Origin of the sequence: Streptomyces sp. NPDC048106, assembly GCF_040706415.1 — a bacterium.
Classification (GTDB): domain Bacteria; phylum Actinomycetota; class Actinomycetes; order Streptomycetales; family Streptomycetaceae; genus Streptomyces.
The window spans coordinates 110,749-132,632 of the sequence record NZ_JBEZND010000014.1 but is presented as its reverse complement, the minus strand read 5'-3'; the positions used below and the strand labels follow the sequence as shown (position 1 = coordinate 132,632).

The 21,884-nt window shown below is 71.7% G+C and carries 20 protein-coding genes; 18 read left to right on the top strand and 2 right to left on the bottom strand.

Annotated elements, in window-relative coordinates:
* Positions 1-69: 69 nt before the first annotated feature.
* On the bottom strand, positions 70-894 hold the full coding sequence (locus AB0927_RS17165) for a peptidylprolyl isomerase (protein ID WP_366668407.1): 825 nt from the start codon (positions 892-894) through the stop codon (positions 70-72).
* Positions 895-1,075: 181 nt separating this feature from the next.
* Here AB0927_RS17165 and AB0927_RS17160 point away from each other — a divergent pair, with 181 nt between their 5' ends.
* From AB0927_RS17160 to rpsD, 5 genes are all read left to right on the top strand, one after another.
* The gene (locus AB0927_RS17160) at positions 1,076-1,783 is read left to right on the top strand and encodes an MBL fold metallo-hydrolase (RefSeq protein ID WP_366668406.1); all 708 of its coding nucleotides are present in this window, start codon (positions 1,076-1,078) and stop codon (positions 1,781-1,783) included.
* A 13-nt stretch (positions 1,784-1,796) separates the two neighbouring features.
* A complete protein-coding gene (hisS, locus tag AB0927_RS17155; protein WP_366668405.1) occupies positions 1,797-3,059 on the top strand; it encodes a histidine--tRNA ligase in 1,263 nt (420 codons plus the stop codon).
* 169 nt (positions 3,060-3,228) lie between these two features.
* A complete protein-coding gene (locus AB0927_RS17150) occupies positions 3,229-3,882 on the top strand; it encodes a vitamin K epoxide reductase family protein (RefSeq protein WP_366668404.1) in 654 nt (217 codons plus the stop codon).
* Positions 3,883-3,989: 107 nt separating this feature from the next.
* Complete coding sequence (locus tag AB0927_RS17145) at positions 3,990-5,345, top strand: replication-associated recombination protein A (RefSeq protein WP_366668403.1); 1,356 nt, start codon at positions 3,990-3,992, stop codon at positions 5,343-5,345.
* A 305-nt stretch (positions 5,346-5,650) separates the two neighbouring features.
* Complete coding sequence (gene rpsD, locus AB0927_RS17140; RefSeq protein ID WP_366668402.1) at positions 5,651-6,265, top strand: 30S ribosomal protein S4; 615 nt, start codon at positions 5,651-5,653, stop codon at positions 6,263-6,265.
* A 102-nt stretch (positions 6,266-6,367) separates the two neighbouring features.
* Here rpsD and AB0927_RS17135 read toward each other — a convergent pair whose 3' ends face one another.
* Positions 6,368-8,503, bottom strand: coding sequence for an AAA family ATPase (locus AB0927_RS17135; protein ID WP_366668401.1), 2,136 nt, complete (start codon positions 8,501-8,503; stop codon positions 6,368-6,370).
* 161 nt (positions 8,504-8,664) lie between these two features.
* Between AB0927_RS17135 and AB0927_RS17130 the strand changes: the two genes are divergently transcribed.
* The 13 genes from AB0927_RS17130 to nusB all read left to right on the top strand — a co-directional run bounded on the left by AB0927_RS17130 (position 8,665) and on the right by nusB (position 21,663).
* Positions 8,665-9,120, top strand: coding sequence for a DUF948 domain-containing protein (locus tag AB0927_RS17130; RefSeq protein WP_366668438.1), 456 nt, complete (start codon positions 8,665-8,667; stop codon positions 9,118-9,120).
* A gap of 9 nt (positions 9,121-9,129) precedes the next feature.
* Positions 9,130-9,492 (top strand): hypothetical protein, encoded by a 363-nt coding sequence (locus AB0927_RS17125; protein ID WP_366668400.1) that lies wholly within the window; start codon positions 9,130-9,132, stop codon positions 9,490-9,492.
* On the top strand, positions 9,492-12,164 hold the full coding sequence (gene alaS, locus AB0927_RS17120; RefSeq protein ID WP_366668399.1) for an alanine--tRNA ligase: 2,673 nt from the start codon (positions 9,492-9,494) through the stop codon (positions 12,162-12,164). Before AB0927_RS17125 ends, alaS begins: the two co-directional genes overlap by 1 nt.
* 25 nt (positions 12,165-12,189) lie before the next feature.
* Positions 12,190-12,654, top strand: a complete 465-nt coding sequence (gene ruvX / locus AB0927_RS17115) for a Holliday junction resolvase RuvX (protein WP_366668398.1) — start codon at positions 12,190-12,192, stop codon at positions 12,652-12,654.
* 121 nt (positions 12,655-12,775) lie between these two features.
* Entirely contained in the window at positions 12,776-14,485 is a 1,710-nt protein-coding gene (mltG, locus tag AB0927_RS17110; protein WP_366668397.1) for an endolytic transglycosylase MltG, read from the top strand.
* Complete coding sequence (locus AB0927_RS17105; RefSeq protein ID WP_366668396.1) at positions 14,466-15,305, top strand: shikimate dehydrogenase; 840 nt, start codon at positions 14,466-14,468, stop codon at positions 15,303-15,305. Before mltG ends, AB0927_RS17105 begins: the two co-directional genes overlap by 20 nt.
* Before the next feature lie 184 nt (positions 15,306-15,489).
* On the top strand, positions 15,490-16,674 hold the full coding sequence (aroC, locus tag AB0927_RS17100) for a chorismate synthase (RefSeq protein WP_366668395.1): 1,185 nt from the start codon (positions 15,490-15,492) through the stop codon (positions 16,672-16,674).
* Positions 16,671-17,186, top strand: a complete 516-nt coding sequence (locus tag AB0927_RS17095; RefSeq protein ID WP_366668394.1) for a shikimate kinase — start codon at positions 16,671-16,673, stop codon at positions 17,184-17,186. The genes aroC and AB0927_RS17095 overlap by 4 nt, the downstream gene beginning before the upstream one ends.
* Positions 17,183-18,274, top strand: a complete 1,092-nt coding sequence (gene aroB / locus AB0927_RS17090; RefSeq protein WP_366668393.1) for a 3-dehydroquinate synthase — start codon at positions 17,183-17,185, stop codon at positions 18,272-18,274. The genes AB0927_RS17095 and aroB overlap by 4 nt, the downstream gene beginning before the upstream one ends.
* Before the next feature lie 161 nt (positions 18,275-18,435).
* Positions 18,436-19,428: an AAA family ATPase gene (locus AB0927_RS17085; RefSeq protein ID WP_366668392.1), complete on the top strand. Its 993-nt coding sequence runs from the start codon at positions 18,436-18,438 to the stop codon at positions 19,426-19,428.
* An 86-nt stretch (positions 19,429-19,514) separates the two neighbouring features.
* Positions 19,515-20,621, top strand: a complete 1,107-nt coding sequence (locus AB0927_RS17080; protein ID WP_366668391.1) for an aminopeptidase P family protein — start codon at positions 19,515-19,517, stop codon at positions 20,619-20,621.
* 44 nt (positions 20,622-20,665) lie between these two features.
* On the top strand, positions 20,666-21,232 hold the full coding sequence (gene efp, locus AB0927_RS17075) for an elongation factor P (protein WP_366668390.1): 567 nt from the start codon (positions 20,666-20,668) through the stop codon (positions 21,230-21,232).
* Between the two features lie 2 nt (positions 21,233-21,234).
* Positions 21,235-21,663, top strand: a complete 429-nt coding sequence (gene nusB / locus AB0927_RS17070; RefSeq protein WP_366668389.1) for a transcription antitermination factor NusB — start codon at positions 21,235-21,237, stop codon at positions 21,661-21,663.
* Positions 21,664-21,884 lie beyond the last annotated feature (221 nt).

Sequence of the window (21,884 nt, the reverse complement as noted above, 5' to 3'; positions counted from 1 at the left end):
CATAGGCGACCAGCGGGTTCCCTGTCCGCATCCAGCGCGACCGAAATTCCGCCTACGGCCCTGACCGACTCAGGACTTGGCGACCGTCGCCTTGTCGATCACCACGGTCGCGTTCGGGGCACCGTCACCCTGACCGGTTGCCTCGCCCGCGGCCGCGATCTTGTTCAGCACCTTCATGCCGGACGCGCTGATCGTGCCGAACGGCGTGTACTGGGGCGGCAGCGGACTGTCCTTGTACACGAGGAAGAACTGGCTGCCGCCGGTGTGCTTCTGGCCGGTGTTGGCCATCGCCACCGTGCCCGCCGGGTAGGTGTTCTTCTTCAGGCTCGCGTCCTTCAGGTTCTCGTCCGGCAGCGTGTAGCCGGGACCGCCCATGCCGGTGCCCTGCGGGTCGCCGCACTGGAGCACGTAGATGCCCTGCGTGGTCAGGCGGTGGCACTTGGTGTGGTCGAAGTAGCCCTTGCCCGCGAGGAAGTCGAAGGAGTTGACCGTGTGGGGGGCCGCCGACGTCTTCAGCGCGATGGGGATGTCACCGCACGTCGTCGCGAGGTCCAGCGTGTACTTCGCCGACGTGTCGATCGACATCGCCGGCTCCTTCTTCCAGCTGAGCTTCTTCACCGAGCCCGCCGCCGCCTTCTTGCACGGGTCCGGCGCCTTGCTCGGCTGCGCGGACGCGCTCGGCGTGGTCTTGGCGCTGGCGTCGGTCTTCTTGTCGTCGCCCCCCAGCACATGGGTCGTGTAGAGCGCCACGCTGCCGATCACGATCACGCCGAGTACGGACGCGATCGCGGAGTTGCGCACGCGGGCCTTGCGCCGCGACTCGGTGCGCCGCTGCTGCTGCCGCAAGAACTTCTCCCGGGCGAGCTGACGCCGCCGCTGCTCCTGGCTGACCACCGGGTTGTCTCCTCATGCGTGTCGTATGTCGAGCGGTACGCGTGCGTCCTCGTGGGCCGACCACTGCGTGTAGCCCCGTACCGTATATGGGTTCGCTGAGGAAACGGCAGCGCCGGTAGGCTCTGAGTGCGGCCGAGGCCGCCTTGTCACCGTCTGCCCACCGACGAAACGAAGGACGATCGTGCTCATTGCCGGGTTCCCCGCCGGGGCCTGGGGGACGAACTGCTACCTCGTCGCCCCCGCCGCTGGTGAGGAGTGCGTGATCATCGACCCGGGCCACCAGGCCGCCGAGGGAGTCGAGGAAGCACTGAAGAAGCATCGGCTCAAGCCCGTCGCCGTCGTCCTCACCCACGGCCACATCGACCATGTGGCCTCGGTCGTCCCGGTGTGCGGCGCCCACGACGTGCCCGCCTGGATCCACCCCGAGGACCGCTTCATGATGAGCGATCCGGAGAAGGCGCTCGGCCGCTCCATCGGCATGCCGCTCATGGGCGAGCTGACCGTGGGCGAGCCCGACGACGTCAGGGAGCTGACCGACGGCGCGAAGCTGGAGCTGGCCGGACTGGAGTTCTCCGTCGCGCACGCGCCGGGCCATACCAAGGGGTCGGTGACCTTCCGGATGCCCGAGGGCGCCGACATCCCGTCGGTGTTCTTCTCCGGGGATCTGCTGTTCGCCGGCTCCATCGGACGCACCGACCTGCCGGGCGGATCCATGACGGACATCCTCGGGTCGCTGGCACGGGTGTGCCTGCCGCTCGACGACTCCACCGTGGTCCTGTCCGGTCACGGCCCCCAGACGACCATCGGCCGCGAGCGCGCCACCAACCCCTTCCTGCGGGACGTGGCCGCCGGCCAGGGAGCCGCCCAGGCTCCCCGACGAGGAATGTGACGAGAGAGCTTCCGTGAGCACCTTCCAGGCCCCCAAGGGCACCTACGACCTCATCCCGCCGGACTCCGCGAAGTACCTGGCGGTCCGCGAGGCCATCGCCGCCCCGCTGCGCAACTCCGGCTACGGCTACATCGAGACGCCCGGTTTCGAGAGCGTCGAGCTGTTCGCGCGCGGGGTGGGCGAGTCCACCGACATCGTGACCAAGGAGATGTACGCCTTCGAGACCAAGGGCGGCGACAAGCTCGCCCTGCGGCCCGAGGGCACGGCCTCCGTGCTGCGCGCGGCCCTGGAGGCCAACCTGCACAAGTCGGGCAACCTCCCGGTCAAGCTCTGGTACTCGGGCTCGTACTACCGCTACGAGCGCCCCCAGAAGGGCCGTTACCGCCACTTCTCCCAGGTCGGCGCCGAGGCGATCGGCGCCGAGGACCCGGCGCTCGACGCCGAGCTGATCATCCTGGCCGACCAGGCGTACCGCTCGCTGGGCCTGCGCGACTTCCGCATCCTGCTCAACAGCCTGGGCGACAAGGAGTGCCGGCCGGTGTACCGGGCCGCGCTCCAGGACTTCCTGCGCGGCCTGGACATCGACGAGGACACGCGCCGGCGCGCCGAGATCAACCCGCTGCGCGTCCTGGACGACAAGCGCGAGTCGGTCCAGAAGCAGCTCACCGGCGCTCCGCTGCTGCGCGACTACCTGTGCGACGCGTGCAAGGCGTACCACGAGGAGGTCCGCGAGCTGATCACCGCGGCGGGCGTGGCCTTCGAGGACGACCCGAAGCTGGTCCGCGGCCTGGACTACTACACCCGCACCACCTTCGAGTTCGTGCACGACGGTCTCGGCTCGCAGTCCGCGGTGGGCGGCGGCGGGCGTTACGACGGCCTGTCCGAGATGATCGGCGGCCCCGCGCTGCCGTCGGTCGGCTGGGCCCTCGGCGTCGACCGCACGGTCCTCGCGCTGGAGGCCGAGGGTGTGGAGCTGGACCTCCCGTCCACCACCTCCGTCTACGCGGTCCCGCTCGGCGAGGAGGCCCGACGCCTGCTGTTCGCCAAGGTCACCGAGCTGCGCAAGGTGGGCATCGCGGCGGACCTCGCGTACGGCGGCAAGGGCCTCAAGGGGGCCATGAAGAACGCCAACAGGAGTGGTGCGCGGTACACCCTGGTCGCCGGTGAGCGCGACCTCGCCGAGGGCATCGTCCAGCTCAAGGACATGGAGTCCGGCGAGCAGACCGCGATCGGCGTCAACGAGATCGTGGCGGAGCTGGAGTCCCGGCTCGGCTGAGCGAGGGGCCGGACGGCCGTGTGCCGTCCGGCCCCCGTCTCGGCGGTCGTCAACCCGGTGGGCGCCGATTGTCCCTGCCAGACGATTCCGGCGGTGGATACACAGAAGGGTGCGGCACAATGGCCGGTGCCCGAAGTTGGTCCCACTCCCAAGTGACGGAATCGGCGTGATGAGCAAGACGACAGTCAACGACGTCTCCGCGGTGCCCGGTCCCGGCCGCCCCGCCGACGCCCGCACGGTGGGCGGCAGCCGCGCCTTCGCCCTGCTGCTGGTCATCACCGGCGCGGCCGGAGTCCTGGCCGCCTGGGTGATCACGCTCGACAAGTTCAAGATCCTCGAATACAAGGTCGCCGGGAAGACCTTCACCCCCGGGTGCAGCGTGAACCCGGTGGTCTCCTGCGGCAGCGTCATGGAGAGCAAGCAGGCCGCCGTCTTCGGCTTCCCCAACCCGATGCTGGGCCTGGTCTGCTACGGCATCGTGATCTGCGTCGGCATGAGCCTGCTGACCCGCGCCCGCTTCCCGCGCTGGTACTGGCTGACGTTCAACTTCGGCACCCTCTTCGGTGTCTGCTTCGTCACCTGGCTCCAGTTCGAGTCCCTGTACCGGATCAACGCGCTGTGCCTGTGGTGCTCCCTGGCCTGGGTCGCCACGATCACCATGTTCTGGTACGTCACCTCGTCCAACGTCCGCAACGAGTTCCTGCCCGCCCCGCGCTGGCTGCGCTCCTTCTTCGGCGAGTTCACCTGGGTGCTGCCGGTCACCCACTGCGGCATCATCGCCATGCTGATCCTGACCCGCTGGGGCAGCCAGCTCTGGGCCTGAGCCCCGGCCCGGCGCCCGGCCCCGGCCCGGCGCCCGGCCCCGGCCCGGCGCCCGGCCCCGGCCGGGGGCCGGGCCGCATTGTCGGTGCCGTGTCTTAGGGTTTCAGCGTGGAACCCGACCTCTTCACCGCCGCAGCAGAAGAACGCCAGGAGAAGGACCCGGCGGCCAGCCCCCTGGCGGTGCGCATGCGCCCGCGCACGCTCGACGAGGTCGTGGGCCAGCAGCACCTGCTCAAGCCCGGCTCGCCCCTGCGCCGCCTGGTCGGCGAGGGCTCGGGCGGCCCCGCCGGACCGTCCTCGGTGATCCTGTGGGGCCCGCCCGGCACCGGCAAGACCACCCTCGCGTACGTCGTCTCCAAGGCCACCAACAAGCGCTTCGTGGAGCTGTCCGCGATCACCGCGGGCGTCAAGGAGGTGCGCGCGGTCATCGACGGCGCCCGCCGCGCCGCCGGCGGCTTCGGCACCGAGACCGTCCTCTTCCTGGACGAGATCCACCGCTTCAGCAAGGCCCAGCAGGACTCCCTGCTCCCCGCGGTCGAGAACCGCTGGGTGACCCTGATCGCGGCCACCACCGAGAACCCCTACTTCTCGGTGATCTCCCCGCTGCTGTCCCGCTCCCTGCTGCTCACCCTCGAACCCCTCACCGACGACGACATCCGCGGCCTGCTCAGACGCGCGCTGGACGCCGAGCGCGGCCTGAAGGGCGCGGTCACCCTCCCCGAGGACACCGAGGACCACCTGCTGCGCATCGCGGGCGGCGACGCCCGCCGCGCCCTGACCGCCCTGGAGGCCGCCGCCGGGGCCGCCCTCGACCAGCACGAGAGCGAGATCTCCCTCGCCACGCTGGAACAGACCGTGGACCGCGCGGCGGTCACCTACGACCGCGACGGCGACCAGCACTACGACGTAGCCAGCGCCCTCATCAAGTCCATCCGCGGCTCCGACGTGGACGCGGCCCTGCACTACCTCGCCCGCATGATCGAGGCCGGCGAGGACCCCCGGTTCATCGCGCGGCGCCTGATGATCTCCGCCAGCGAGGACATCGGCCTGGCCGACCCGAACGCGCTGCCCATCGCGGTCGCCGCCGCCCAGGCCGTCGCCATGATCGGCTTCCCCGAGGCGGCCCTGACCCTCAGCCACGCCACCATCGCCCTCGCGCTCGCCCCCAAGTCCAACTCCGCGACGACCGCGATAGGCGCCGCCCTGGAGGACGTCCGCAAGGGCCTGGCGGGCGCGGTGCCCCCGCATCTGCGCGACGGCCACTACAAGGGCGCCGCCAAGCTCGGCCACGCGCAGGGGTACGTGTACCCGCACGACCTGCCCGAGGGCATCGCCGAGCAGCAGTACGCCCCGGACGCGCTCAAGGACCGCGAGTACTACGCGCCGAGCCGGCACGGCGCCGAGGCGCGCTACGCCGACGCGGTCGACTGGACCCGCAGGCACCTCGGTCGCAGGCGGCCCTGAGCAGCCTGTAGAATGCTCCGAAGCGCCCAGTCCCGTGCCGTCAGAGCGGGACAGCGGGCCGGAGCTCCCGTCCCCCCGGGGACGGACTCCAGGAGCGTCGCGCACCGTCGAACGGTGTCGCGGGCAGCCCACCACCACCCGGAGCCCGGGAGCGGTCGGTGGGCCACTCGCGTGCTGCACGTATGTGCCCAGACCAGGGAAACGGCTGCCCGGCAGGTCCCTCGCGGACCAGCGGGTTTTCCCGGCTGCGGATGCGACCTCCCGAAACCCTGGCAAGCCGAACACTACGAAACGAGATTGAGACAGTGGCGAACCAGTCCCGCCCCAAGGTCAAGAAGTCGCGTGCCCTCGGCATCGCGCTGACCCCGAAGGCCGTCAAGTACTTCGAGGCCCGCCCCTACCCGCCGGGTGAGCACGGCCGCGGCCGCAAGCAGAACTCGGACTACAAGGTCCGTCTGCTGGAGAAGCAGCGTCTGCGCGCGCAGTACGACGTGTCCGAGCGCCAGCTCGTCCGCGCCTACGAGCGTGCCTCCAAGGTTCAGGGCAAGACCGGTGAGGCCCTGATCATCGAGCTGGAGCGCCGCCTCGACGCGCTGGTCCTGCGTTCGGGTCTCGCCCGCACCATCTACCAGGCCCGCCAGATGGTCGTCCACGGCCACATCCAGGTCAACGGCCAGAAGGTCGACAAGCCGTCCTTCCGTGTCCGTCCGGACGACGTCGTGCAGGTCCGCGACCGCTCCAAGGACAAGACGCTCTTCCAGATCGCCCGCGAGGGTGGCTTCGCCGCGGACGGCGAGACCCCGCGCTACCTCCAGGTGAACCTCAAGGCCCTGGCGTTCCGCCTGGACCGCGAGCCGAACCGCAAGGAGATCCCGGTGATCTGCGACGAGCAGCTCGTCGTCGAGTACTACGCCCGCTGACCCCAGCCCCGGCGTAGCACCGCACTCCGGCCCGCCGTCTCCCCGCCCTTCCGGGCAGGGGGCGGCGGGTCCGCGTTTTCCCGGCTACCCGCGCGTCCCGGCCTACCGGCATTTCCCGGCCTCGTGGCCGCCGCCCGTGCGCACCGCGTCCCGCCGGCCCGCCCCGCGCGGAGCGGGCACCGAGGCCGACGGCCCCGCACCCTCCCGCTCCAGCGCCCGGCTCACCGCCGCCTCCCGGTCCAGGCGCGCCCCGCGGCGTACGCACTCCTCGTACCCGGCATCGCCGAGCGCCCCGCGGGCGGCCGTCTCGCACCGGGCGTGCGGGGCGTTGTAGTGCGCCGAGCCGAAGAGGGGAAGGCCCACCGAGGGCCATAAACGGGCGGCCGCGCCCTGGAGGACGGCGGCCTCGGCGGGATCGCCCTCGGCCGCCGTCACCAGGGCGAGGAGTTCGAGGGCGAGGACCGAGCCGAGCAGGTCGTCGAAGGCGTGGACATGGCGCAGGCACTCGGTCAGCAGCTCCCGCGCCCGCCCCGGCGCGCCCTCCGCCCAGGCCGCGTACGCCAGCACGTACAGCGCGTACGACCGTGCCCAGCGCTCCCCGTGCTCCTCGCACACCCGGCGCACGTCCTCGCACAGCCGCACCGCGTCCGGCAGGTCGCCCTGGAAGGCGCGCGTCATCGCCAGCTCGACCCGCCCCATGAGCACGTTGCTGTTCAGCTCGCCGATCTCCCCGTAGCGCGCCAGCGCCGAGCGCAGCAGCGTTTCTGCACGCGGCAGATCGTCCGTGACCAGCGCCAGACAACCGGTGCGGTGCTCCGCGTACGCCACCGCCGACGCGTCCCCCGACCGCTCCGCCCGCTCCCGGCACACGCGCAGCGCCTCCAGCGCAGGCCCGCTGTCGCCCTGGAGCACCGCCACATAGCCGAGCACCCACAGCGCCTTCAGCCGGGAGAGCTCGTAGCCCGACTCCAGCGCGACGCTCCGCTCCAGCCAGCGCCGCCCCTCCGCCAGCCGCCCGCAGCCCACCCAGCAGTACCACAGCGATCCCGCCAGGTACTGGCCCAGATGCGCCTCCCGGGGCTCGGTCAGACAGAACTCCAGCGCGGCCCGCAGACTGGGCAGCTCCACCGCCACCCGCGCGGCCACCTCCCGCTGCCGGGGCGAGAACCACTCCAGCTCGCACCAGGTCGCCAGGCCCAGGTACCAGTCCCGGTGCCGCCGGCGCAGCCGGGCCGCGTCCCCGGTCGCCTCCAGCCAGCCGGCGCCGTAGGCCCGCACGCTGTCCAGCATCCGGTAGCGCGACCCCGCCGGGGTCTCCTCGCGGGCGATCACCGACTGGGCCAGCAGCTCCGAGAGCACGTCGAGGATCTCGGTGTCGGGCAGCCCGGCCCCGCTGCACACGTACTCCACCGCCTCCAGGTCGAAGGTCCCGGCGAACACCGTGAGCCGCGCCCACAGCAGCCGCTCGGGCGGGGTGCACAGCTCGTGGCTCCAGCCGATCGCCGTGCGCAGCGTCTGGTGCCGGGGCAGCACATCGCGGTCGCGGCCGGTCAGCAGCCGGAACCGGTCGTCCAGGCGGTCCAGGAGCTGCGCGGGGGACAGGGCCCGCAGCCGCCCCGCCGCCAGTTCGAGCGCCAGCGGGATGCCGTCCAGCCGCCGGCACAGCTCCCGCACCTCGGGGCCGTCGGACACCGTGACCCCCTGCTGCCGGGCCCGGTCCGTGAACAGCTCCACCGCCTCGTCCGCGCCGAGCGGCGCCAGCGGGAACAGCCGCTCGCCCGCGAGGCCCAGCGGACGCCGGCCCACCGCCAGCACCCGCAGCTCCGGCAGCTTCCGCAGCAGCTCGCCGACCAGCTCGGCCGTGGCCGCCACCAGATGCTCGAACCCGTCGAGGACCAGCAGCGCCGGGCGGCCGGCCAGCTGTTCCAGTACCGCCTCGCGCGGCGCCCGGGTGGTGTGGTCGGTCAGCCCGAGGGCCTCGGCCACCTCGTACTCCACGAACTCCGGGTCGTGCGCCGGCGCCAGCTCCACCCAGCCGTGCGCCGTCTCCCAGCCCGCCACGACCCGCGCGGCCAGCCGGGACTTGCCCACGCCGCCGGCCCCGGTCACCGTCACCAGCCGGGCCGACCGCAGCGCCGCGGCGAGCCCCTCCACCTCCGCCGCGCGTCCGACGAATCCGGTCAGTTCAAGGGGCGGCTCGCCGTCGCCGAAAGGTTCTGGGCACTGAGGACCTCGCATGGGACACGGAGCGTACTGAACCGTGTTCATTCCGTACAATCGCTTCCCGTGACCCCACCGCGTACGCCGGTAATCGGGTACGGAGCGTCCGCCCCGGCGCGATAGGCTCGGGACACGACTTTTCCGATGCTCAGGCACGTTTCAGGGAGCGGGTGCGCACAGTGTCCGGTGGCGAGGTGGCCGGGATCCTGGTGGCCGTCTTCTGGGCGATCCTGGTCTCCTTCCTCGCGGTGGCCCTCGCGAGGCTGGCCCAGACGCTCAAGGCGACCACCAAGCTCGTGGCGGACGTGACCGACCAGGCCGTCCCGCTGCTCGCGGACGCCTCCCAGGCGGTGCGCTCCGCGCAGACCCAGATCGACCGGGTCGACGCGATCGCCACCGACGTCCAGGAGGTCACCTCGAACGCCTCCGCCCTGTCGACCACCGTCGCCTCCACCTTCGGCGGCCCGCTGGTCAAGGTCGCCGCCTTCGGCTACGGCGTCCGCAGGGCGCTCGGCGGCCGCAAGGAGGCACCGGAGGGACAGGTGCCCGAGAAGTCGCCCCGGCGTACCGTGATCGTGGGCCGCACGGTCCCCGCCGCACGGCGCAAGCGCAACCTCCGCGGGAAGAGGGACTGAGACCGAGCCATGTTCCGCCGTTCGTTCTGGTTCACCACCGGCGTCGCCGCCGGCGTCTGGGCCACCACCAAGGTCAACCGCAAGCTGAGGCAGCTCACCCCCGAGAGCCTGGCCGTCACCGCGGCCGACAAGGCCCTGGAGACCGGACAGCGCCTGAAGGACCGCGCGGTCGGCTTCGCGCTCGACGTCCGCGACAACATGGCCCGGCGGGAGAACGAACTCCAGGAGGCCCTCGGCATCCAGGAGGCCCCCGGGCTCCCCGCCCCCCGGCGGCTCGCCGCCATCGAGTACAGCACCGACCGCACCAACCCGAAGTACACCGACGCGGTGCCTCCCACGAGGCACCCGTCCAACCGGAATGAGGACCACTGATGGAGTCGGCCGAGATTCGCCGCCGCTGGCTGAGCTTCTTCGAGGAGCGCGGGCACACCGTCGTCCCTTCGGCGTCGCTCATCGCGGACGACCCGACTCTGCTCCTCGTCCCCGCCGGCATGGTGCCCTTCAAGCCCTACTTCCTGGGCGAGGTCAAGCCGCCGTCCCCGCGCGCCACCAGCGTGCAGAAGTGCGTGCGCACGCCCGACATCGAAGAGGTCGGCAAGACCACCCGCCACGGCACGTTCTTCCAGATGTGCGGCAACTTCTCCTTCGGCGACTACTTCAAGGAAGGCGCCATCAAGTACGCCTGGGAGCTGCTCACCAGCCCCCAGGACAAGGGCGGTTACGGCCTCGACCCCGAGCGCCTGTGGATCACCGTCTACCAGGACGACGACGAGGCCGAGCAGATCTGGCACGAGGTCGTCGGCGTGCCCAAGGAGCGCATCCAGCGCCTGGGCAAGAAGGACAACTTCTGGTCCATGGGCGTCCCCGGCCCCTGCGGCCCCTGCTCCGAGATCAACTACGACCGCGGCCCCGAGTTCGGCGTCGAGGGCGGCCCGGCCGTCAACGACGAGCGGTACGTGGAGATCTGGAACCTCGTCTTCATGCAGTTCGAGCGGGGCGAGGGCACCGGCAAGGACGACTTCGAGATCCTCGGCGACCTGCCCAGCAAGAACATCGACACCGGCCTCGGCCTGGAGCGCCTCGCCATGATTCTGCAGGGCGTGCAGAACATGTACGAGATCGACACCTCCATGGCCGTCATCGAGAAGGCCACCGAGCTGACCGGCGTCCGCTACGGCGACGCCCACGACTCGGACGTCTCCCTGCGCGTGGTCACCGACCACATGCGCACGTCCGTGATGCTCATCGGCGACGGCGTCACCCCGGGCAACGAGGGCCGCGGCTACGTGCTGCGCCGCATCATGCGCCGCGCCATCCGCAACATGCGCCTGCTGGGTGCCACGGGTCCGGTCGTCAAGGACCTGATCGACACCGTGATCGCCATGATGGGCCAGCAGTACCCGGAGCTGGTCACCGACCGCGAGCGCATCGAGAAGGTCGCCGTCGCCGAGGAGAACGCCTTCCTGAAGACGCTGAAGGCCGGCACCAACATCCTGGACACCGCCGTCACCGAGACCAAGCAGTCCGGTGGCACCATCCTCTCCGGCGACAAGGCCTTCCTGCTCCACGACACCTGGGGCTTCCCGATCGACCTCACCCTGGAGATGGCCGCCGAGCAGGGCCTGTCCGTGGACGAGGACGGCTTCCGCCGCCTGATGAAGGAGCAGCGGGAGCGCGCCAAGGCCGACGCCCAGGCCAAGAAGACCGGCCACGCCGATCTCGGTGCCTACCGCGAGATCGCCGACAGCGCCGGCGCCACCGACTTCATCGGGTACGCCGACACCGAGGGCGAGTCCACCATCGTGGGCCTCCTGGTCGACGGTGTCTCCTCGCCGGCCGCCACCGAGGGCGACGAGGTCGAGGTCGTCCTGGACCGCACCCCGTTCTACGCCGAGGGCGGCGGCCAGATCGGCGACACCGGCCGGATCAGGGCCGACTCCGGTGCCGTGATCGAGATCCGCGACTGCCAGAAGCCGGTCCCGGGCGTCTACGTCCACAAGGGCGTCGTCCAGGTCGGCGAGGTGACGGTCGGCGCCAAGGCCCAGGCCTCCATCGACGTGCGCCGCCGCAAGGCCATCGCCCGCGCCCACTCCGCCACCCACCTCACCCACCAGGCGCTGCGCGACGCCCTCGGCCCGACGGCCGCCCAGGCCGGCTCCGAGAACCAGCCGGGCCGCTTCCGCTTCGACTTCGGCTCGCCGTCCGCCGTGCCGACGGCCGTGATGACCGACGTCGAGCAGAAGATCAACGAGGTGCTGGCCCGCGACCTCGACGTGCACGCCGAGGTCATGGGCATCGACGAGGCCAAGAAGCAGGGCGCCATCGCCGAGTTCGGCGAGAAGTACGGCGAGCGGGTCCGCGTGGTGACCATCGGCGACTTCTCCAAGGAGCTGTGCGGCGGCACCCACGTGCACAACACCGCCCAGCTGGGTCTGGTGAAGCTGCTCGGCGAGTCCTCCATCGGCTCGGGTGTGCGTCGTATCGAGGCCCTGGTCGGCGTGGACGCCTACAACTTCCTCGCCCGTGAGCACACGGTCGTCAACCAGCTCACCGAACTGCTCAAGGGCCGCTCGGAGGAGCTGCCGGAGAAGGTCTCCGCCATGCTCGGCAAGCTGAAGGACGCCGAGAAGGAGATCGAGAAGTTCCGCGCCGAGAAGGTGCTCCAGGCCGCCGGCCCGCTCGCCGACTCGGCCAAGGACGTGCGGGGCATCGCCCTGGTCACGGGCCAGGTGCCGGACGGCACCACGCCGGACGACCTGCGCAAGCTGGTCCTCGACGTGCGCGGCCGCATCCAGGGCGGCCGGGCCGCCGTGGTCGCCCTGTTCACGGTGAACAACGGCAAGCCGCTGACGGTCATCGCCACCAACGAGGCCGCGCGCGAGCGCGGCCTGAAGGCCGGCGACCTGGTGCGGACGGCCGCCAAGACCCTCGGCGGCGGCGGTGGCGGCAAGCCGGACGTCGCCCAGGGCGGCGGCCAGAACCCGGCCGCCGTCGGCGAGGCCACCGAGGCCGTCGAGCGGCTCGTCACCGAGACCGCCAAGTGATAGCCAAGTAAGGAAACGGTCGGAAATGCGCAGAGGACGTCGGCTTTCGATCGACGTCGGGGACGCCCGGATCGGGGTCGCCTCGTGCGACCCCGACGGGATCCTCGCCACTCCGGTGGAGACGGTCCCCGGCCGGGACATCCCCGCCGCCCACCGCCGGTTGCGTCAACTGGTGGCGGAGTATGAGCCGATCGAGGTGGTCGTCGGCCTCCCTCGCTCCCTCAAGGGGGGCGAGGGCCCGGCCGCCGTCAAGGTCCGCGCCTTCGCCCAGGAGCTCGCCAAGGGCATCGGGCCGGTGCCGGTCCGTCTCGTGGACGAGCGGATGACGACCGTGACGGCCACGCAGGGACTGCGGGCCTCGGGCGTGAAGTCCAAGAAGGGCCGGGCCGTCATCGACCAGGCCGCGGCCGTCATCATCCTGCAGCAGGCCCTGGAATCCGAACGGGTGTCAGGTAAAGCACCCGGCGAGGGCGTCGAAGTGGTCATCTGATCGCGATACGGTAACGTTCCGCGCGATGCGGCGGCGTTCGAACAGCCGCCGCACAGCAAGAGGCGGAGCGGAAACCGGCCCCGGGCCGTGCGACCGCCGGCCTCGCGGCTCTAGGGGATCGATGACTGAGTATGGCCGGGGCCCAGGCTCCGAACCGTGGCATCCGCAGGACCCGTTGTACGGGGACGGCGGATGGGAAGGGCAGCAGGCGTACGCCGCGCACCAAGCTGCCTACGGCGGCCGGTCGCAGCAGCAGTACCCGCAGGAGCCGCAGTACGGCGACTGGTCGCAGGGCCAGCAGCAGCCCGGGTACGAGGGCCAGCAGTACCCGTACTACGGCGACCAGGGCCAGCCTCAGTACGACCCCCGGTACCAGGGCCAGCATCCGCAGCACCCGCAGCACCCCCAGCAGCCGGGCCATCCCGGTCACCAGGGCGGCTGGGACGCGACCGGCACCCACGGACAGGTGCCCTACGCCGCCGACCCGGGCGACCCCTACGGCCAGCAGCCCGTGGCGTACGGCGCCCAGCAGCCCGACCTCTACGGCACCGAGGACGCCTATCCGCCGCCGGAGCCGCCCGGCCACCGGCGCCCCGAGGCCGAACCCGAGCCGGCCGGCCCGGCCGACGAGGAGGAGGAACACGCCTTCTTCGCGGGCGGCGGCGATGACGACGAGGGCGACGAGGAGCACGAGCGGGTCGGCCGCCGGGAGCGGCGCGGCGGCAAGGGCAGAAAACCCGTCAAGGGCAAGAAGAAGCGCACCGGCTGCGCCTGCATGGTCGTCGTCCTGGTCTTCGGCGGCGGTCTCGCCGGAGTCGGCTACTACGGCTACAAGTTCTACCAAAATCGTTTCGCCCCGGCCCCGGACTACGCGGGGGAGGGCACCGGTGAGACGGTGACCGTCGAGATCCCCAAGGGCGCCGGCGGCTGGGACATCGGGCGGCGTCTGAAGGAGGCCGGGGTCGTCAAGAGCGCCGAGGCCTTCGTGCACGCGCAGGGCACGACACCGGGCGGCGACTCGATCCAGGCCGGCGCCTATCTCCTGAAGAAGGAGATGTCCGCCGCCAGCGCCGTGCGCATGATGCTCGACCCGAAGAGCCAGAACAATGTGATCGTGACGCCGGGCGAGCGCAATGTCGCCGTTTATCAGGCCATCGACAAGAAACTCGGCATTTCCGCGGGCAGCACCCAGAAGATCGCGAACAAGGAATACCGGGACCTCGGTATGCCGACCTGGGTGAAGAGCAGCACGGAGATGAAGGACCCGCTGGAGGGCTTCCTCTTCCCCGGCACGTACCCGGCTGCCAAGGGCATGAAGCCGGACGCGATCCTCAAGCAGATGGTGGCCCAGGCCAAGGAGCGGTACGCCGCCTACGGACTGGACGCTAAGGCGAAGTCGCTGGGTCTGCACGACGCGTTCGAGCTGGTCACGGTCGCGAGCCTGGTCCAGGCGGAGGGCAAGACGCACGACGACTTCCGCAAGATGGCGGAAGTGGTCTACAACCGCCTGAAGCCCACCAACACCGAGACGAACCAGCTTCTGCAGTTCGACTCGACGTACAACTACGCCAAGGGCACCAGCAACATCCATATCTCCGAGAAGGAGATCAACAGCAATCAGAGCCCGTACAACACGTACACCCACAAGGGCCTTCCGCCCGGTCCGATCGGCAACCCCGGCGAGGACGCACTCAAGGCGGCGCTGAACCCGACCCACGACGGCTGGATCTATTTCGTGGCGACCGACGGTACGACCAATACCGAATTCGCCCGTACCTACGAAGAATTCAAGCAGCTCAAGGACAAGTTCAATGCCAGTTCGGGCAACTGACGCCCGCCGGGCCGCCGTGCTCGGAAAGCCCATCGCCCACTCGCTCTCCCCGGTACTGCACGAGGCCGCCTACGCCGGACTCGGGCTCACCGGCTGGTCGTACGACCGCTTCGAGGTCGACGAGGCGGCCCTGCCCGGCTTCTTCGAGCGGCTCGGACCCGAGTGGGCGGGCCTGTCGCTGACCATGCCGCTGAAGCGGGCGGTCATCCCGCTGCTGGACGAGATCAGCGAGACGGCCGCCGCCGTGGACGCGGTCAACACGGTCGTGTTCGGCGCGGACGGCCGCAAGCGCGGGGACAACACCGATATCCCGGGCATGGTGGCCGCGCTGCGCGAACACGGCATCGAACAGGTGGAGTCCGCCGCGATCCTCGGTGCCGGTGCCACCGCCTCCTCCGCGCTCGCCGCCCTCTCCCGCGTCTGCACCGGCGAGGTCGTCGCCTATGTGCGCAGCGAGCCCCGCGCCGAGGAGATGCGCCAGTGGGGCCGCCGCCTCGACGTGGACGTCCGCACCGCCGACTGGGCGGACGCGGCCGAGGCCCTGCGCGCCCCGCTGGTGATCGCCACCACCCCGGCCGGCACCACCGACGCCCTCGCCGCCGCCGTGCCCGAACGCCCCGCCACCCTCTTCGACGTGCTCTACGAGCCCTGGCCCACCGAGCTGGCGGCCCGCTGGTCCATGTACGGCGGCGCCGTCGTCAGCGGCCTCGACCTGCTGGTCCACCAGGCCGTCCTCCAGGTCGAACAGATGACCGGCCGGGCGCCCGCACCGCTGGAGGCCATGCGCCGGGCCGGGGAACAGGCGCTCGCCGTCCGCTGACCGCCGCGCCGCGTCCGCCGCCGTCCACGCCCCGTCCGCTTGCTGGACCGGGCACCGGGCACCCGCCCCGGACGTGGGAGGATCGGAGGTGGCGGACCGGCGCCGCGCATCCGGTCGCGCCGTCGGCGCCCGCGAGGACACGCGTGCGCCGGGCGGTACCGGGCGCGAACACTGAGGAGCACCGTTGAGCAGGCTGCGTTGGCTGACCGCTGGGGAGTCCCACGGTCCCGCACTTGTGGCGACGCTGGAGGGCCTTCCCGCCGGCGTGCCGATCACCACGGAGATGGTGGCGGACCACCTCGCGCGGCGGCGGCTCGGCTATGGCCGCGGTGCGCGGATGAAGTTCGAGCGGGACGAGGTCACCTTTCTGGGTGGTGTCCGGCACGGACTGACCCTCGGCTCCCCGGTCGCGGTCATGGTGGGCAACACCGAGTGGCCGAAGTGGGAGCAGGTCATGTCGGCCGACCCGGTCGACGCCGAGATCCTCGACGGGCTCGCCCGCAACGCGCCGCTGACCCGGCCGCGGCCCGGCCACGCGGACCTCGCGGGCATGCAGAAGTACGGCTTCGACGAGGCCCGCCCGATCCTGGAGCGCGCCTCCGCCCGTGAGACGGCCGCCCGGGTGGCGCTGGGCGCGGTGGCCCGGTCGTACCTGAAGGAGACGGCCGGCATCGAGATCGTCTCGCACGTGGTCGAGCTGTGCTCGGTCAAGGCCCCGGCCGGGGTGTACCCGACGCCGGCCGACGTGGAGAGGCTGGACGCGGACCCGCTGCGCTGTCTGGACGCGGACGCGTCGAAGGCGATGGTCGCGGAGGTCGACCAGGCCCACAAGGACGGCGACACCCTCGGCGGCGTGGTCGAGGTGCTGGCGTACGGCGTCCCGGTCGGCCTGGGCTCTCATGTGCACTGGGACCGCAAGCTGGACGCGCGGCTCGCCGGCGCGCTGATGGGCATCCAGGCGATCAAGGGCGTGGAGATCGGTGACGGCTTCGAGCTGGCCCGGGTGCCCGGTTCCCAGGCGCACGACGAGATCGTGAGCACCCCGGAGGGCATCCGGCGCGTCTCCGGCCGCGCGGGCGGCACCGAGGGCGGTCTGTCCACCGGTGAGCTGCTGCGGGTGCGGGCCGCGATGAAGCCGATCGCGACCGTGCCGCGCGCCCTGCGGACCGTGGACGTGACCACCGGTGAGGCCGCGCAGGCCCACCACCAGCGCTCCGACGTGTCGGCCGTGCCGGCCGCGGGCATCGTGGCCGAGGCCATGGTCGCGCTGGTGCTGGCGGACGCGGTCGCGGAGAAGTTCGGCGGCGACTCGGTGGACGAGACCCGCCGTAACGTGCGGTCGTACCTCGACAACCTCCGCATCCGATGAGCGGGCCGCGTCTCGTCCTCGTCGGCCCCATGGGCGTCGGCAAGTCCACCGTGGGCCGGCTGCTGGCCGAGCGGTTGGGCACCGGCTACCGGGACACCGACGACGACATCGTGGCCGCCGAGGGCCGGGAGATCTCCGAGATCTTCGTGGACGACGGCGAGGAGCACTTCCGGGCGCTGGAGAAGGCGGCCGTGGCCGCCGCGCTCGCCGAGCACGAGGGCGTCCTCGCCCTCGGCGGCGGCGCGGTCCTCGACGCGGACACCCGCGCGCTGCTCGCGCGGCACCCGGTCGTCTACCTCTCCATGGACGTGGACGAGGCGGTCCGGCGCACCGGCCTGAACGTGGCCCGCCCGCTGCTCACGGTCAACCCGCGCAAGCAGTGGCGGGAGCTGATGGAGGCCCGGCGCCATCTGTACGAGGAGGTCGCCACCGCCGTCGTCGCCACCGACGGCCGCACCCCCGAAGAGGTCACCCAAGCAGCGTTGGACGCACTGGAGTTGAAGAAGGCATGAGCGAGGCAGTCACCCGGATCCAGGTCGCGGGCACCGCGGGCACCGACCCGTACGAGGTGCTGGTCGGCCGTCAGCTCCTGGGCGAACTGGCCGGGCTGGTCGGCCCGAAGACCAAGCGCGTGGCGGTGATCCACCCCGAGGCGCTGGCCGAGACCGGGGACGCGCTCCGCGCCGACCTGGCCGAGCAGGGCTACGAGGCGATCGCCATCCAGGTGCCCAACGCCGAGGAGGCCAAGACCGCCGAGGTCGCCGCCTACTGCTGGAAGGCACTCGGCCAGTCGAACTTCACCCGCACCGACGTCATCGTCGGCGTGGGCGGCGGCGCGACCACGGACCTGGCCGGCTTCGTGGCCGCGACCTGGCTGCGCGGGGTGCGCTGGATCGCCGTACCGACCACGGTGCTCGCCATGGTGGACGCCGCGGTCGGCGGCAAGACCGGCATCAACACGGCCGAGGGCAAGAACCTGGTGGGCGCCTTCCACCCGCCGGCCGGCGTGCTGTGCGACCTGGCCGCGCTGGACTCCCTGCCGGTCAACGACTACGTCTCCGGGCTCGCCGAGATCATCAAGGCCGGCTTCGTCGCCGACCCGGTGATCCTCGACCTGATCGAGGCCGACGCCGAGGCCGCGCGCAGCCCGCGGGGACCGCACACGGCCGAGCTGATCGAGCGCTCGATCCGGGTGAAGGCCGAGGTCGTCTCCTCGGACCTGAAGGAGTCCGGCCGCCGCGAGATCCTGAACTACGGCCACACGCTCGGCCACGCCATCGAGAAGAACGAGCGCTACAAGTGGCGGCACGGCGCCGCGGTCGCGGTCGGCATGCACTTCGCCGCCGAACTCGGCCGCCTCGCGGGCCGGTTGGACGACGCGACGGCCGACCGGCACCGGGCGATCCTCGAATCCGTGGGTCTGCCGCTGCACTACCGCTACGACCAGTGGCCCAAGCTGGTCGAGAACATGAAGGTCGACAAGAAGTCCCGCGGCGACCTGCTGCGCTTCATCGTCCTCGACGGCCTGGCCAAGCCGACGGTCCTGGAGGGCCCCGACCCGGCCGTCCTGCTGGCCGCCTACGGGGAAGTCGGCGAGTAGTCTCCGCGGGCCGCGGCGTCCTCCCGGCGTGTCGGGCACTTCGGGCCGCCCCCGGCCGTTTCACCGGACGACGACCGGGGACGGTACCGTTCGGGAAGGAGCGGGGTCCACCCCCGCCCGCCTGCACCCCCAACTGCCTGTACGAGACGGAGTGGCAAAGGATGCAGCACGCAGTGGGTTCTCCGCTGCCGCCGCCCCACCAGCCGGGGCACCGGCCGCACACCGGCTGGCCGCCGGCCGCCCCCCAACCGGGCGGCCGACCGGGCCCCGCCCAGGGCTCCGCTTCCCCGCCGCCGGCCTTCCCGCCCGTCCCTCCGGGGCAGCCGCGGCCACCGGCCCCGCCCGCCCCGGCGCCGTCGGGGCACCCGCGTCCGCCGGCCGGTTCCGGCCCCGCGCGTCCGCCCGCTCCCACGGGCCCCGTGCCGCCGGGGCATCCGCAGCCGCCCGCTCCCTCCGGGCCGATGCCGCCGCAGGTGCCCGTCCGGCAGCGGATGCCCGCGCCCGCGGCCCCCGACAGCACCGGCCATGTGCACCTGCCGCCCGGCGGACCGTTCGGTGTGCCGACGCCGGCCGCCACCGCGCTGCCCGATCCGACGACCACCACGCTGGCCGTCCTGCTGATCGGTCCCGCCGGTGCGGGCAAGACCAGCGTGGCGAAGTACTGGGCGGACCACCGCCGCGTGCCCACGGCCCACATCAGCCTGGACGACGTCCGTGAGTGGGTCCGCTCCGGCTTCGCCGATCCGCAGTCCGGCTGGAACGACCATTCCGAGGCCCAGTACCGCCTGGCCCGCCGCACCTGCGGCTTCTCCGCGCGCAACTTCCTGGCCAACGGCATCTCCTGCATCCTGGACGACGCCGTCTTCCCGGACCGCCCGGTCGTCGGCCTCGGCGGCTGGAAGCGCCATGTGGGACCCGGTCTGCTTCCGGTCGTCCTGCTGCCCGGCCTGGACATCGTCCTGGAGCGCAACGCCGAACGCACCGGCAACCGCCGCCTGACCGACGAGGAGGTCGCCCGCATCCACGGCCGCATGGCCGGCTGGTACGGCTCGGGCCTCCCGATCATCGACAACTCCCAGCTGGACGTCCCGGGCACGGCACGGGTCCTGGACGAGGTCCTGGCGAGGGCCATAGCGAGCCCCCCGAGCTGGTGATCACGGGGGACCGGCACCGCCCGCTCCCGACCCCACTCGGCCCCCATAAATCGGCACAAATGGCATAAAACTCCTACGCTCATCTCATGTCAGAGGTGTACGCGAACCGCCGTTCCCGCCTGCGGGACCACTTCAACGCGGCCGGCACCGCGGCAGCGCTGGTCACCCGCCCCGCCAACGTGCGCTACCTCGCGGCCGCCGCCCCCCGCGGCGCCGTCCTGCTCCTCGGCGGCCGCGAGGACCTCCTGGTGTGCGCGATCCCGCCGGACGAGCGCCCCTTCGAGGGCCGCCCGGACGAGGCCCTGCGGGTGCACGTCCTGTCCGCGCAGGGCGGCGACACCGCGGTGACCGCCGCCGACCTCGCCCGCAGCCAGGGCGCGGACTCCCTCGCCGTCGAGGAACACCATCTGACGGTCGCCCGGCACCGAGCCATCGCCGCCGCCGCCCCGGCCCTGCGCCTGGCCGACATCGGCGGCGCCGTGGAACAGCTCAGGGTCGTCAAGGACGAGGAGGAGATCTCCTGCCTGCGCATCGGCGCCGAGATCGCCGACCAGGCCCTCGGCGAACTGCTGGAGTCCATCCTGGTCGGCCGCACCGAGCGGCACCTCGCCCTGGAGCTGGAGCGCCGCCTGGTCGACCACGGCGCCGACGGCCCGGCCTTCCCCACCTCCGTCGCCACCGGCCCGAACTCCGGCCGCCGCGGTCACCGGCCCACCGACCGGCGCGTGGAGGAGGGGGACTTCCTCTCCGTCTGTCTCGGCGCGACCTACCGCGGCTACCGCTGCGAGATCGGCCGCACGTTCGTGATCGGCACCTCCCCGGCGGACTGGCAGATCCAGCTCTACGACCTGGTCTTCTCCGCCCAGCGCGCCGGGCGCGAGGCCCTCGCTCCCGGCGCCGCCCACCGTGACGTGGACCGCGCGGCACGTCAGGTGCTGGATTCCGCGGGCTATGCGGAGGCCCTGCCACCGCTCACCGGTCACGGTGTCGGACTCGAAATCGACGAGGACCCGCAGCTCGCCCCCGCGGCCATGGGTAAACTGGACGCTTGCGTGCCGGTCACCGTCGAACCGGGGGTCCACCTTCCGGGCCGGGGCGGTGTCCGGATCGATGACACGCTCGTCGTACGCCCCGAGGCGGACGGCGGACCCGAGCTACTCACCATCACGACCAAGGAGCTGCTCGCGCTGTAGCGCGTGACCCGGGGTCGTACGTCAGTCCAGGAGATTCCGCAACCGTGGCTTCCACGAACGACCTCAAGAACGGCCTGGTGCTCAAGCTCGAAGGCGGCCAGCTCTGGTCCGTCGTCGAGTTCCAGCACGTCAAGCCCGGCAAGGGCCCGGCCTTCGTGCGCACCAAGCTCAAGAACGTGCTCTCCGGCAAGGTCGTCGACAAGACCTTCAACGCCGGCGTCAAGGTCGAGACGGCCACTGTCGACAAGCGCGACATGCAGTTCTCGTACATGGACGGCGACTACTTCGTCTTCATGGACATGGAGACCTACGACCAGCTGATGGTCGACCGCAAGGCCGTCGGCGACGCCGCCAACTTCCTGATCGAGGGCTTCACCGCCACCGTCGCCACGCACGAGGGCGAGGTGCTCTTCGTGGAGCTGCCCGCCGCCGTCGAGCTGGTCATCCAGGAGACCGAGCCGGGCGTCCAGGGCGACCGCTCCACCGGCGGCACCAAGCCCGCCACCCTGGAGACCGGTCACCAGATCCAGGTTCCGCTCTTCATCACCACCGGTGAGAAGATCAAGGTCGACACCCGCACCAGCGACTACCTCGGCCGGGTGAACAGCTAACCGTGGCTGCCCGCAACACGGCCCGCAAGCGCGCCTTCCAGATCCTCTTCGAGGGCGACCAGCGCGGCGCGGACGTCCTGACGGTCCTCGCCGACTGGGTCCGGCTGTCCCGGTCGGACACCCGGCAGCCACCGGTCAGCGAGTACACGATGCAGCTGGTCGAGGGCTACGCCGAGTACGCGCGGCGCATCGACGAGCTGATCGCCCAGTACGCGGTCGGGTGGACCCTCGACCGGATGCCGGTCGTGGACCGCAACATCCTGCGGCTGGGCGCGTACGAGCTGATCTGGGTGGACGAGACCCCGGACGCCGTCGTGCTGGACGAGATGGTGCAACTGGCGAAGGAGTTCTCGACCGATGAGTCGCCCTCGTTCGTCAACGGTCTGCTGGGACGGCTCAAGGAGCTGAAGCCTTCGCTCCGCCGGGCCTAGCCCTCGGCCCCGGCCCCGGCTCCGCCGGGCCCGGCTGGAAGGCCGGAAAGACCTGAAGGGGCGTGGGGAACCGCGATACGGCGGCCACGGGTAGTCCGTGGCCGGTCGCGCGGTTCCCCGCGCCCCTTGGGCATGTCCAGCGCCTCCCCGTACGGCGAGACGCCGGCGGCAGGCGCGAAAAAGCCGCCGGGGTGACCCGAACCGTCAGGTTCAGGCCATCC

Coding starts and splice junctions, on each gene's coding strand:
- AB0927_RS17150 (WP_366668404.1), top strand. CDS start 3,229: ATGAGCAAGACGACAGTCAACGACGTCTCCGCGGTGCCCGGTCCCGGC.
- AB0927_RS17135 (WP_366668401.1), bottom strand. CDS start 8,503: ATGCGAGGTCCTCAGTGCCCAGAACCTTTCGGCGACGGCGAGCCGCCC.
- AB0927_RS17125 (WP_366668400.1), top strand. CDS start 9,130: ATGTTCCGCCGTTCGTTCTGGTTCACCACCGGCGTCGCCGCCGGCGTC.
- alaS (WP_366668399.1), top strand. CDS start 9,492: ATGGAGTCGGCCGAGATTCGCCGCCGCTGGCTGAGCTTCTTCGAGGAG.
- ruvX (WP_366668398.1), top strand. CDS start 12,190: ATGCGCAGAGGACGTCGGCTTTCGATCGACGTCGGGGACGCCCGGATC.
- mltG (WP_366668397.1), top strand. CDS start 12,776: ATGACTGAGTATGGCCGGGGCCCAGGCTCCGAACCGTGGCATCCGCAG.
- AB0927_RS17105 (WP_366668396.1), top strand. CDS start 14,466: ATGCCAGTTCGGGCAACTGACGCCCGCCGGGCCGCCGTGCTCGGAAAG.
- AB0927_RS17095 (WP_366668394.1), top strand. CDS start 16,671: ATGAGCGGGCCGCGTCTCGTCCTCGTCGGCCCCATGGGCGTCGGCAAG.
- aroB (WP_366668393.1), top strand. CDS start 17,183: ATGAGCGAGGCAGTCACCCGGATCCAGGTCGCGGGCACCGCGGGCACC.
- AB0927_RS17085 (WP_366668392.1), top strand. CDS start 18,436: ATGCAGCACGCAGTGGGTTCTCCGCTGCCGCCGCCCCACCAGCCGGGG.
- AB0927_RS17080 (WP_366668391.1), top strand. CDS start 19,515: ATGTCAGAGGTGTACGCGAACCGCCGTTCCCGCCTGCGGGACCACTTC.